Origin of the sequence: Actinoplanes oryzae, from assembly GCF_030757795.1 — a bacterium.
GTDB lineage: Bacteria > Actinomycetota > Actinomycetes > Mycobacteriales > Micromonosporaceae > Actinoplanes.
The window spans coordinates 1-13,061 of the sequence record NZ_JAUQWH010000087.1 but is presented as its reverse complement, the minus strand read 5'-3'; the positions used below and the strand labels follow the sequence as shown (position 1 = coordinate 13,061).

Genomic DNA, 13,061 nt, shown 5'->3' with positions numbered 1-13,061 from the left:
GGCCCGCCTGCTCTTCTCCTAAGAGGGAACATGTCCGACCTGCCCGCACTGGGCTGGGACGCGACGCTCGCGTCCGCCTATCGTCGTTTCGATCGCCCCGACACTTTTCCCGGGCGTGTCCTGCGCGCCGACCGGGGCGTCTGCACCGTGTACGCCGCCGACGGCGTGCACCGCGCCACCCTGGCCGGCAATCTGCTGATCACCGCAGCCGCCGACCCGTCCGACCTGCCCTGCGCCGGGGACTGGGTCGTCGTGCGCCGCTGGCCGGACCGGCGTACCACCCTGGAGATCGTGCTGCCTCGCCGCACGGCGCTGATCCGGCGTACGGCGGGCAAGGACGCCTCGGGCCAGGTGCTCGCCGCCAACATGGACCTCGTCGCCGTCGTCGAGCCGCTGCACCCGGCGCCCGACGCCGCCCGGATCGAGCGTCAGCTGGCGCTTGCCTGGGACTCCGGCGCCCGGCCGCTCATCATCCTGTCGAAGTCAGACATGTCCGGCAACGCCGAGGCGATCGTCCGGCAGTTCCGGGTGCCGGACGTCGACGTGATGGCCGTCAGCGTGCAGCGAGGGATCGGCGTGAGCGCGCTGCGGGACCGGATCGGCACCGGGACGATCGCTCTGCTCGGGCGCTCGGGCGCGGGCAAGTCCAGTCTCGTCAACGCCCTCGCCGGGGCGGACGTGATGGGCGTCCAGGAGATCAGGCGTGCCGACGGGAAGGGGCGGCACACCACGGCGTACCGGAGTCTGGTGCCGCTGCCGCAGGGTGGCGCCGTGCTGGACACCCCCGGGATCCGCGGGGTCGGTCTGTTGGACACGGCCGAGGGCCTGGACAAGGCCTTCGCGGACGTGGCCGGCCTGGCCGCGGACTGCCGATTCGGTGACTGTCGTCACGACGCCGAGCCGGGCTGTGCCGTGCAGGCCGCGCTCGCCGACGGCACGCTGACCTCGCGGCGCTGGGAGAGCTGGCGCAAGCTGCACCGCGAGGTCGCCCATGAGAGCGGCCGCAAGGCCGTGCGGCTCGCGGCGGGCGGGCGGCGCAGACAACATTGATGCCGGCCGTCTCTGGCACACTGCTCCGGTGCTGACGGACGAGGAACTCTTCGCCGAGCGGGCGACGCCTGTGCCGAGCCCCCCGCCGTCCCGCCGTGCCCGCAGGAGCCTCTGGGCCGGCGGGAGCTACCTGCTGCTCAGCGTGGTGGTGCTGATCCAGCTCTGGATCAGCCCGGCCGGCCGGGTCCTCGCCAGCAACGACGACGACCACGGCTTCTTCCTGTTCGTCATGGCGCACGGCGAGCGGGTGCTCTTCCACGGCGACAACCCGCTGGTCACCGGCCGGATGAACGTGCCGGACGGCGTCAACATGATGGCCAACACCTCGGTGCTGGCCCTCAGCCTGCCGTTCGCGCCGGTCACGCACCTGTTCGGCCCGGCGGTCACCCTCGTGCTGCTGCTCACCCTCAGCCTGGCGGGCACCGCTCTCGCCTGGTGGTGGGTGCTGCAGAAGCATGTCGTACGGTCACCGCTCGCCGCCTGGATCGGCGGCCTGTGGTGCGGCTTCACCCCCGCGATGGTGTCCCACGCCAACGGTCATGTGAACTTCGTCGCCCAGTTCGTCGTCCCCTTCATCGTCTGGCAGGTGCTGCGCCTGCGCGAGCCGGGGCGGGTCTGGCGCGGCGGCGTGAGCCTCGGGCTGCTCATCGTGCTGCAGGTGTTCCTCAACGAGGAGGTCCTGCTCTTCACCGCGATCACCCTGCTCGTGTTCGTGATCGCCTACGCCGCCTCCGCCCCGGCCGTCGCCCGCGCCGCCGCCCGGAACTTCGCGGCAGGCATCGCGGTCGCCGGGGGCACGGCGCTGGCGCTGCTGGCCTACCCGTTGTTCATCCAGTTCGCGGGGCCGCAGAGCTACTCGGGGCAGCCGTTCGAGCCGGGCAAGTTCGTGACGGACCTGCTGTCGCTCGGGGCGTACGCCCGGCAGTCCCTCGCGGGCAACGGCGTCATCGCCCGCGCGCTCAGCGTGAGCCCGACCGAGGACAACACGTTCTGGGGCCTTCCGCTGCTCGTCCTGCTCGTCATCGCGGCCGTGATGCTGTGGAACAGTGCCGCCCCGCGCGCCGCGATCATCGCGGCCGGGGTGCTGCTGCTCATGTCCATGGGCCCCGAGCTGCGCGTGGGCGGCCACGACACCGGCATCCCGCTGCCCTTCGCGCTGATCCAGCACGTGCCCGTGATCGACCTCGTCAGTGTGACGCGCTTCGCGATGGTGCCCGCGACGATCATCGGCGTGCTGCTCGCCGTCGCCTGCGACCGGGTCCGGCGGCTGTCGCGCCGCAACCGCAAGCGCTTCTGGGTGCTGCTGGTGGTGGCCGTCGTCCCGGTGCTGCCCAAGCCGCTGCCGGTGGTCGCCGCCGACCGGCTGCCGCCCTTCATCGCGGAGAAGATGTACGAGCGGTACGTGCCCGAGGGCCGCACGCTCGTGACCGTGCCGTTGCCCGAGGTGACCAACGGGCGGGCCGGCATGCGCTGGTTCGCGCTGTCGGGGCTGGGCTTCGAGGTGCCGCGCGGCTACTTCATGGGACCGTCGGCGGACGGCACGGGCTCGTGGAACGCCCCGGCGCGGCCGACCGATTCGATGTTGCGCTCGGTTCAGGCGTACGGTCAGGTGCCGGTGGTCACCACCGCTGATCGCGCGGCGGCAGTTGCCGATCTCACGTATTGGCGTGCCGCTGCGGTGGTTCTCGTGCCCGGAACCGAGCACTATGAAGAACTGCAGGCGACCGTGACGGGTCTCCTGGGGGAGCAGCCGCAGCAGGTCGGCGGCGTGCAGCTGTGGGATGTGCTGGGGCTCGTTCACCCGGCCGGGTGATGATCTTCCGCCGGACCGCGGGGAACAACGAGGTGTCGTAGGGCGCTGCATCTCGGCGGCCGAAAAAATGTCGTACCCCCTCGCTAGGGTTTCGGCGCCCATTCTTCTCAGACGTACGGAGTGGCTGGCTGTGGCCGACCGACTGACTATCCGCGGCGCGCGGGAGCACAACCTGCGCGACGTTTCTCTTGACCTGCCCCGCGACGCGATGATCGTGTTCACCGGGCTGAGCGGCTCCGGCAAGTCCAGCCTCGCCTTCGACACGATCTTCGCCGAGGGCCAGCGCCGCTACGTGGAGTCGCTGTCCTCGTACGCACGGCAGTTCCTCGGGCAGATGGACAAGCCCGACGTCGACTTCATCGAGGGCCTGTCGCCGGCCGTCTCGATCGACCAGAAGTCGACCTCGCGCAACCCGCGCTCGACCGTGGGCACGATCACCGAGGTCTACGACTATCTGCGCCTGCTCTTCGCGCGCACGGGCATCCCGCACTGCCCGGTCTGCGGCGAGCGGATCAGCAAGCAGACCCCGCAGCAGATCGTCGACCGGGTCCTCGCCATGGAGGAGGGCACCCGGTTCATGGTGCTCGCCCCGGTGGTGCGCGGCCGCAAGGGCGAATATGTCGACCTCTTCGCCGAGCTGCAGGGCAAGGGCTACGCGCGCGCCCGCGTCGACGGCACGGTCTATCCGCTGACCGAGCCGCCCAAGCTCAAGAAGCAGGAGAAGCACACCATCGAGGTGGTCGTCGACCGCCTCAGCGTCAAGGCGTCGAGCAAGCAGCGCCTCACCGACTCGGTGGAGTCCGCGCTCGGCCTGGCCAACGGCATCCTGCTGCTCGACTTCGTCGACCTGCCCGAGGACGACCCGCATCGCGAGCGGCTCTTCTCCGAGCACCTGGCGTGCCCCAACGAGCACCCGCTGGCGATCGAAGACCTCGAGCCGCGGGTCTTCTCCTTCAACGCGCCCTACGGTGCCTGCCCCGAGTGCACCGGCATCGGCACGAAGAAGGAGGTCGACCCCGAGCTGATCATCCCGGACGAGGAGCGCAGCCTGCGCGAGGGCGCGATCCAGCCGTGGTCCGGCGGCTCGACGCTCGAGTACTTCCTGCGGCTGCTCGAGGCGCTGGGCAAGGCCGAGGGCTTCAGCCTGGACACCCCCTGGCGGGCGCTGCCCACCCGGGCGCAGAAGACGATCCTGTACGGGTCGGAGGACCAGGTCCACGTCCGCTACCGCAACAAGTACGGCCGCGAGCGCTCCTACTACACCGGCTTCGAGGGGGTGGTGCAGTGGATCGAGCGCCGGCACAACGACACCGAGAGCGACTGGTCGCGCGACAAGTACGAGGGCTACATGCGCGACATCCCGTGCCCCACGTGCGGGGGCACGCGGCTCAAGCCCGAGGTGCTGGCGGTCACGGTCTCGGGCAAGAGCATCGCCGAGGTGTGCAACCTGTCGATCGGGGAGTGCGCCGAGCTGCTCGCCGGCCTCGAGCTCGACGACCGGCAGAAGATGATCGCCGAGCGGGTGCTCAAGGAGATCAACGCGCGCCTGCAGTTCCTGGTCGACGTCGGCCTGGACTACCTGTCGCTCGACCGTGGCGCCGGCACGCTCTCCGGCGGCGAGGCGCAGCGCATCCGGCTCGCGACGCAGATCGGCTCCGGCCTGGTCGGCGTGCTCTACGTGCTGGACGAGCCGTCGATCGGCCTGCACCAGCGCGACAACCACCGGCTCATCGAAACCCTGGTGCGGCTGCGCAACCTCGGCAACACGCTCATCGTGGTCGAGCACGACGAGGACACCATCCGTACGGCGGACTGGGTGGTCGACATCGGCCCCGGCGCCGGGGAGCACGGCGGGCAGATCGTGCACTCGGGCTCGGTGAAGGGGCTGCTGGCGAACAAGCAGTCGCCCACCGGGGCGTACCTGTCGGGGCGCAAGCAGATCCCGACGCCGGTGATCCGCCGCCCGCAGACGCCCGGCCGGGAGCTGGTCGTGCAGGGCGCGCGCGAGCACAACCTGCGCAACGTCACCGTCCCGTTCCCGCTGGGGCAGTTCATCGCCGTGACGGGCGTGTCCGGCTCGGGCAAGTCGACGCTGGTCAACGACATCCTCTACACGGTGCTGGCCAACCAGATCAACGGCGCGCGCATGGTCCCGGGGCGGCACACCCGGATCACCGGCCTCGACAACGTCGACAAGGTCGTCGGCGTCGACCAGTCGCCGATCGGGCGCACCCCGCGGTCCAACCCGGCCACGTACACGGGCGTGTTCGACAACATCCGCAAGCTGTTCGCCGAGACGCCCGAGGCCAAGGTCCGCGGCTACGGGCCGGGCCGGTTCTCGTTCAACGTCAAGGGCGGCCGCTGCGAGAACTGCTCCGGTGACGGCACGATCAAGATCGAGATGAACTTCCTGCCCGACGTGTACGTCCCCTGCGAGGTCTGCAAGGGCGCCCGGTACAACCGGGAGACCCTCGAGGTGCACTACAAGGGCAAGACGATCTCCGAAGTGCTCAACATGCCGATCGAGGAGGCCGCGGAGTTCTTCCAGGCCATCACGAGCATCCACCGGCACCTCAAGACGCTGGTGGAGGTGGGCCTGGGCTACGTGCGGCTGGGCCAGCCGGCGCCCACCCTGTCCGGCGGCGAGGCGCAGCGCGTCAAGCTCGCCTCCGAGCTGCAGAAGCGCTCGACCGGCCGGACCGTCTACGTGCTGGACGAGCCGACCACGGGCCTGCACTTCGAGGACATCCGCAAGCTGCTTCTGGTGCTCAACGGCCTGGTCGACAAGGGCAACACGGTCATCACGATCGAGCACAACCTCGACGTGATCAAGACCGCGGACTGGCTGATCGACATGGGCCCCGAGGGCGGCAACAAGGGCGGCACGGTGCTCGCCACCGGCACGCCCGAGGAGCTGGCCGAGGTGCCGGAGAGCCACACCGGCCAGTTCCTGCGTCCGATGCTCGGGCTCGAGGGCAAGGCGAGCGGCTCCCCGTCGGCCGCGGCGCGCGCCGCCAAGGCGAACAACGGCGGCAAGACGCCGGCCAAGACCGCGGCGGCGCGCAAGCCGCGGGCGACGGCGACCGCGGCGGTGGAGGAGACCCCGAAGCCGCGGACGACCCGCTCGCGCGCGAAGGCCGCCACCGCCTGAGGTTCCGCTCGCAGCGGCGTCTCGTTTCCGCGAGGCGCCGCTGCCTGCTCCCGCGTCGCCGGCCCGGTGGAGGGAGCCTCTGCCTGTTCAGGCCGGGTGGCAGGAAGCATCTGCCTGGTCGGGCCGGGGTGACGGGGAGCCGCTGCCTGTCCAGGCCGCGTTGCTTGAAATTTCAGGTAACTCCCAGCGAGCACTGGCAGCCTGTGCGCACGCAGGGTCGACGGGCGGTCGGCCGGATCCGGCCCGGAACGTGCCGGAAACGACGGATAATTTTCCCTCGGTGGCCATGAACCACACCGTGGAACCGCGCGTATCTACAAGCAACGCCGTGTGACCTCATCATGCGGAACAGCGGGTACATCGAAGGGTTTGGCGAACAGATGACTGACGTGCAGACGAGGGCCGACGTGGAGACCACGAGCGCCGGCGAGCAGACCCCGGGGCCGCGCCTCGCCGGTTCGCGGCGCGTCGTGCTCGCGGGTGCGGGCGCGCTCGGCGCCGGGTGTCTCCTCGCCGCCTGCGGCACGAACACCAGCGGCAGCAGCAGCTCGACCGGCGCCAACGGCGGCGACTTCAGCGACAACCCGAACCCGGCCGGCAGCGCGACCGCCCCGGCGGGCGGCGCCGCCGACTCGAGCAGCGGCACCGTGCTCGCGGCCGTGGCCGACGTCCCCGAGGGCGGCGGCATCATCAAGGGTGACTACGTCATCACCCAGCCGGAGGCCGGCACCTTCAAGGCCTTCAGCAAGATCTGCACCCACCAGGGCTGCCCGGTCACGAAGATCGACGGCACGAACATCTTCTGCCCGTGCCACAACAGCACCTTCGACATCAGCGACGGCTCGCCCACCGGCGGCCCGGCCACGAAGGCGCTCCCGGAGACCAAGGTCAAGCAGGACGGCGACAACATCGTCGCTGCCTAGGGCGGCACAGGCCCGTCCATGAGCCGGGGCCGGTCCGTGACCCTGCCGGCGCGACCGGCCCCAGTTTCGCCATGTCAGCCGCGGGCTCCGGTCCGCGGCTGCTTGCTGCGCGCGGTCGTTCCGCTGTGCGCGGTCGTCTCGCTGCGCGCGGTCTTCTCGCTGCGCCGGCGTCCTCGGGGCGTGGTCTTCTCGCGGCGTGTTCTGCTCACGGAGCGGGCGCTGCCTGCTCGTGGTCTGTGCCGGGCGGGATGGCGGACCGGGGGCCCGGCGCCGTGGCGGCGGCGACGGACCTCCGGCCCGGAAATAATGTCAGGGGGCCGCACTAGTGTGGAAGTGTGCCTGACCCGTCCAGCTACCGGCCGGCGCCCGGGACCATCCCGGACGCCCCCGGTGTCTACCGTTTCCGTGATCCGACCGGCCGCGTCATCTACGTCGGCAAGGCCAAGAGCCTGCGCAACCGGCTGAATTCCTACTTCGCCGACACGTGGACCCTGCACGCGCGCACGCAGCAGATGGTCACCACCGCCGCGGCGGTCGACTGGGTCACCGTGGGCAGCGAGGTCGAGGCCCTCCAGCTCGAGTTCAACTGGATCAAGGAGTTCGACCCCCGGTTCAACGTCAAGTACCGCGACGACAAGTCCTACCCGTTCCTCGCCGTGACGTTGAACGAGGAGTTCCCCCGGCTGCAGGTGATGCGCGGGGCCAAGCGCAAGGGCGTGCGCTACTTCGGGCCGTACAGTCATGCCTGGGCGATCCGGGAGACCCTGGATCTCCTCCTGCGGGTGTTCCCCGCGCGCACGTGTTCGTCCGGTGTGTTCAAACGGTCCGGCCAGATCGGCCGCCCGTGCCTGCTCGGTTACATCGGCAAGTGCTCCGCGCCCTGCGTGGGTCAGGTCTCCGCCGAGGAGCACCGGGCCATCGTGGACGATTTCTGCGACTTCATGGCCGGGCGCACCGACACGTTCGTCAAGCGGCTCGAGCGCGAGATGCTCGACGCCTCCGAGCAGCTCGACTTCGAGAAGGCGGCCCGGCTGCGCGACGACATCGGGGCGCTGCGCCGGGCGATGGAGAAGCAGACCGTCGTCTTCGGTGACGGCACCGACGCCGACGTGGTCGCGTTCGCCGACGACCCGCTCGAGGCCGCGGTGCAGGTCTTCCACGTCCGCGACGGCCGGGTCCGCGGTCAGCGCGGCTGGGTGGTCGAGAAGACGGAGGACCTGACCACCGGCGACCTCGTGCACCACTTCTGCAGCCAGGTCTACGGCGAAGAGCACGGCGAGGCCGACGTGCCCCGCGAGCTGCTCGTGCCCGAGCTCCCGCCGGACGTCGCCGCGCTGGAGAGCTGGCTCTCCGAGCACCGGGGCAGCCGCGTCACCCTGCGCGTGCCGCAGCGCGGCGACAAGCGCACCCTGCTGGAGACGGTCGCCCGCAACGCCGGCGAGTCCCTGCAGCGGCACAAGCTGCGCCGCGCCGGCGACCTGACCACCCGCAGCAAGGCCCTCGACGAGATCGCCGAGGCCCTGGGCATGGAGTCCGCCCCGCTGCGCATCGAGTGCTACGACGTCTCGCACATCCAGGCCACCGACGTCGTCGCCAGCATGGTCGTCTTCGAGGACGGGCTGCCGCGCAAGAGCGAGTACCGCCGGTTCGCGGTCCGGGGCAACCCCGACGGCAGCGGCGTCGACGACCTGGCCGCGATGAGCGAGGTGATGCGCCGGCGGTTCGCGCGCTACAAGGCGGACGCCTCGCCGCTCGGGTCCCCGGATGCCGAGCCCGGGCCCTCCGGCGAGCCGGGGCTTGCCGGATCCAATGTCGCCGGGCTTGCCGGGTCCGATGTCGCCGGGCTCGCCGGGTCCGATGTCGCCGGGCTTGCCGGGTCTGACGTCGCCGGGCTCGCCGGGTCCGATGTCGCCGGGCTTGCCGGGTCCGACGTCGCCGGGCTTGTCGGGTCCGATGTCGACGAAGGCGCCGGCGATGGTGGCGACGACGTGGCTACCAAGGAGCTGCCCGGGATCGACCCGGAGACGGGGCGGCCGCGCCGGTTCGCCTATCCGCCGCAGCTCGTCGTCGTGGACGGCGGCCAGCCGCAGGTCAACGCGGTGGCCGCGGTGCTGTCCGACCTCGGGGTCACCGACGTCGCGCTGTGCGGGCTGGCCAAGCGGCTCGAGGAGGTGTGGCTGCCCGGCGAGGACTTCCCGGTGATCTTCCCGCGCACGTCCGAGGCCCTCTACCTGCTGCAGCGCGTCCGGGACGAGGCGCACCGGTTCGCCATCACCTATCACCGGCAGAAGCGGTCCAAGCGGATGACCGCGTCGGCGCTCGACCAGATCCCGGGCCTGGGGGAGACGCGGCGCAAGGCGCTGCTGCGGCACTTCGGGTCGCTCAAGCGGCTCGGGCAGGCGACGCCGGAGGAGATCACCGAGGTCCCGGGCATCGGGCGGCGTACCGCGGAGGCTGTGCTGGCCGCCCTCGCGCCCGCCGCGGCGCCGGCCGCCGAGGGCGATGCCGGCGAGACGGCCGCGACGCCGGCCGGTGGCGCGGGGCGGACGAAGCCGGGCGCCAACCGCAACCGGGTGCGCCGGCCGCAGGCACCTCCACCCCCGCCCCGGCATGTCGCCGACTCCGCGGAGCCGGCCGCGCCACCCCGGCATGTCGCCGATCCCGCGGAGCCGGCCGCGTCGCCCCGGGATGGTGTCGATCTCACGGGGCGGATCGCGCCGCCCCGGGATGTCGTTGATTCCGCGGAGCCGGCGGGCTCGCCGCTGACGCCGCCGTCGTCGCCTGCTGTCGAGGTGCCGACCGACTAGGCCACGGCCGGGCCGGGCGGGTCATCCGGGCGGGTGGTCGCGGTGCGCTGTGGCGCTGGCACCGGGTGTGAGCTGCGGGGCGGGTGGAATACGGGTGTCCGTTGTCACCGTTTCGCCGAGGGGTGACTGCGACCGGGCGGGAACGCGCCGTGATTGCCGCAGCGTCCGGGCGGCCTTGATCCGCGAGCGGCTCGCCCGGACCGGTTCGCCGGGCTGCGCGGATCGGGTAGCGGACACCATGTCCGGCCGCCCCGGGTGGGCGCGTCGGCCTAGGATGCAGTGTCCCCCCGGGCAGGGCGGGGCACGGGCGGCCGGATCGCGGCCGCGGAGACTGGACAACGCAGGGGCAAGAGGGGCGCAGGAGGAGCACGTGACCGAGTCGATGCCGGACTTCGCTCCGGAGCCGTCGCCCGACGAGGCCGCCACGGACCTCGTCGTGGTGACCGGGGTGTCCGGGGGCGGCCGCAGCACGGTGGCCCGCGCCCTGGAGAACGTCGGCTTCTACGTCGTCGACAACCTGCCTCAGGCGCTGATGCTCGACATGGCCCAGCTGGCGTTCGCCGCCGGCGGCGCGGCCCGGCGCACGGCGATGGTGCTCGACGTGCGGAGCCGGGCGTTCTCGACCGACCTGGCCGGGGCGGTGCGGGCGCTCAAGGATCGGGGCTTCTCGCCGCGCGTGGTGTTCGTGGACGCCGACGACGAGGTGCTGATCCGGCGCTTCGAGTCGGTGCGCCGTTCGCACCCGCTGCAGGGCGACGGGCGTCTGGCCGACGGGATCGCCGCCGAGCGCAAGCTGCTCGAGGAGGCGCGCGAGCAGGCGGACGTCATCATCGACACCAGCCATCTCAACGTGAATCAGCTGCGCCGCCGGGTGGAGGAGCTCTTCGGCGGCGAGGACGCGCGCCGGCTGCGGATCACCGTGCTGTCGTTCGGCTTCAAGTATGGGCTGCCGCCCGACGCCGACTACGTGCTCGACGCCCGGTTCCTGCCCAACCCGTTCTGGGTGCCGGAGCTGCGCGACCACACCGGCCTGGAGGAGGGCGTCAGCAGCTACGTCCTGGGCCAGGAGGGCGCCGGCGACTTCGTGGGGACGTACGCCGGGCTGATCGCGGCCACGGCGCCCGGCTTCGAGCGGGAGGGCAAGCGCTACCTGACCGTGGCCGTGGGGTGCACCGGCGGCAAGCACCGCAGCGTGGCGATCGCCGAGGAGCTGACCGCCCGCCTGCGCGACATCCGTCTCTCCGCGCACACCTCCCACCGAGACCTGGGGCGCGAGTGACCCGCCCGTTACGAGTGGTCGCCTTCGGCGGGGGGCACGGGCTCGCGGCCTCGCTGAAGGCGCTGCGGCTGACCGGGCCGGCACTGGAGCTGGACATCACCGCCGTGGTGACCGTCGGCGACAACGGCGGCTCGAGCGGTCGCCTGCGCGCCGAGCGGGACGCCCAGCTGCCGCCCGGCGACCTGCGCATGGCCCTCTCGGCGCTGGCCGCCGACAACCCGGCGCACCAGACCACGGTCAAGCTGCTGCAGCACCGCTTCGCGCCGGTGGGGGCGTCGCCGGCGGCGGACGGAAAACCGGCGGACGGAAGACCGGCGAACGGGAAGCCGGCGGACGGGAAGCCGGCGGACGGGATACCGGCGGACGCGAAACCGGTCAAGTCCGGCTGGGGCAACGTCGACCGGCGCATCGCCTCGGTGGGTGGCAAGGACGACCCGCTCGCCGGGCATGCCGTCGGCAACCTGCTGCTGCTGGGCCTGATGGAGCTCATGGACGACCCGGTCGAGGCGCTGCGCCACGCCGGGTGGATGGTCGGCGCCCGGGGCCAGGTGTTGCCCATGGCCGAGCACGCCGTCGGGATCGAGGCCGACGTGCGCGGGGGCGACCCGGCGCGCCCGGACGACATCGTGACCGTGTGCGGGCAGCACGCCGTGGCGGTGACGCCCGGCCACATCGAGGCGCTGCGGATCGATCCGCCGGCCCCGCCCGCGTGCCCGGCGGCGCTGGCGGCGATCGGGGCGGCCGACTGGTTGATCTTCGGTCCCGGCAGCTGGTACACGAGCGTGCTGCCGCACCTGCTGGTGCCGGAGCTGGCGGCGGCGATCGTGGCGAGCCCGGCGCGGCGGCTGGTGACGCTCAACCTGGCGGCCGACAACGAGACGGCGGGCCTGTCGGTGGCCGATCACCTGGCGGCGCTGCACTGGTACCTGCCGGAGCTGCGGATCGACACCGTGCTGGCCGATGCGAAGTGGGTGGGCGAGCCCGATCCGGTGCACCGGGCCGCCGAGGCGCTCGGGGCGCGCCTCGTGCTGGCCCCGCTGGCCACGGCCGACGGCAGTCCCCGGCATGATCCTGAGTCGTTGGGCACGGCACTGGTGCCGGTCCTCGGCGACGATCGTTAAGCAACTGGCGTACCGCTACACACAGCATGAGGTGACTTTCGAGATGGCGATGACGGCAGCGGTGAAGGACGAGCTGAGCCGGGTCGACGTACCCAAGCCGTGCTGCCGCCGTGCGGAGATGGCCGCCCTCCTGCGGTTCGCCGGGGGGCTGCACATCGTCTCCGGCCGGGTGGTCGTCGAGGCCGAGCTCGACACCGGCGCCGTCGCCCGGCGGCTGCGGCGCGAGATCGCCGACGTGTACGGCTACCCGAGCGAGGTGCACGTCCTCGCCTCCGGCGGCCTGCGCAAGGGCAGCCACTACATCGTGCGCATCGTCAAGGACGGCGAGGCCCTGGCCCGCCAGACCGGCCTGCTCGACGTGCGGGGCCGTCCCGTCCGGGGCCTGCCGCCGCACGTCGTGTCGGCCAACGTGTGCTGTGCGGTCGCGGCGTGGCGGGGCGCGTTCATGGCGCACGGCTCGCTGACCGAGCCCGGCCGCTCCAGCGCGCTGGAGATCACCTGCCCCGGCCCGGAGGCGGCCCTCGCCCTGCGTGGCGCGGCCCGGCGCATCGGCATCACCGCCAAGGAGCGCGAGGTGCGCGGCGTCGACCGGGTGGTCATCAAGGACGGGGACGCGATCTCCGCGCTGCTCACCCGCATAGGAGCGCACGCCAGCGTGCTGGCCTGGGAGGAGCGCCGGGTACGCCGGGAGGTGCGCGCCACCGCCAACCGCCTCGCCAACTTCGACGACGCGAACCTGCGCCGCTCGGCCCGCGCGGCCGTGGCGGCGGCGGCCCGGGTCACCCGAGCCCTGGAGATCCTCTCCGAGGAGGCGCCGAACCACCTCACCTCGGCCGGTCAGCTCCGCCTCGAGCACCGGCAGGCCAGCCTGGAGGAGCTCGGACGCCGGGTCGTGGGTCATGCCGAGCCGGTGCATG

7 protein-coding genes and 1 pseudogene are annotated in these 13,061 nt (G+C 72.1%); all 8 read left to right on the top strand.

Features of this window, described 5'->3' with window-relative positions; all coding sequences use genetic code 11:
• The first annotated feature begins 30 nt into the window (after positions 1-30).
• Positions 31-1,050 carry a ribosome small subunit-dependent GTPase A gene (gene rsgA / locus RBH18_RS25630; RefSeq protein ID WP_306212165.1) on the top strand — a complete coding sequence of 340 codons (1,020 nt, stop codon included), beginning with the start codon at positions 31-33 and terminating at the stop codon, positions 1,048-1,050.
• Between the two features lie 28 nt (positions 1,051-1,078).
• Positions 1,079-2,863 (top strand): hypothetical protein, encoded by a 1,785-nt coding sequence (locus RBH18_RS25625; RefSeq protein ID WP_306212164.1) that lies wholly within the window; start codon positions 1,079-1,081, stop codon positions 2,861-2,863.
• Positions 2,864-2,993: 130 nt separating this feature from the next.
• Positions 2,994-6,014: an excinuclease ABC subunit UvrA gene (gene uvrA, locus RBH18_RS25620; protein WP_306212163.1), complete on the top strand. Its 3,021-nt coding sequence runs from the start codon at positions 2,994-2,996 to the stop codon at positions 6,012-6,014.
• 380 nt (positions 6,015-6,394) lie between these two features.
• A complete protein-coding gene (locus tag RBH18_RS25615) occupies positions 6,395-6,937 on the top strand; it encodes a Rieske (2Fe-2S) protein (protein ID WP_306212162.1) in 543 nt (180 codons plus the stop codon).
• A gap of 335 nt (positions 6,938-7,272) precedes the next feature.
• Positions 7,273-9,411, top strand: a pseudogene (uvrC, locus tag RBH18_RS25610) (excinuclease ABC subunit UvrC); the annotation flags it as partial.
• 715 nt (positions 9,412-10,126) lie between these two features.
• Positions 10,127-11,023, top strand: a complete 897-nt coding sequence (gene rapZ / locus RBH18_RS25605) for an RNase adapter RapZ (protein ID WP_306212186.1) — start codon at positions 10,127-10,129, stop codon at positions 11,021-11,023.
• The gene (locus RBH18_RS25600; protein ID WP_306212161.1) at positions 11,020-12,144 is read left to right on the top strand and encodes a gluconeogenesis factor YvcK family protein; all 1,125 of its coding nucleotides are present in this window, start codon (positions 11,020-11,022) and stop codon (positions 12,142-12,144) included. The genes rapZ and RBH18_RS25600 overlap by 4 nt, the downstream gene beginning before the upstream one ends.
• A 43-nt stretch (positions 12,145-12,187) precedes the next feature.
• On the top strand, positions 12,188-13,061 hold an 874-nt coding region (gene whiA / locus RBH18_RS25595; protein ID WP_306212184.1), incomplete at its 3' end, for a DNA-binding protein WhiA.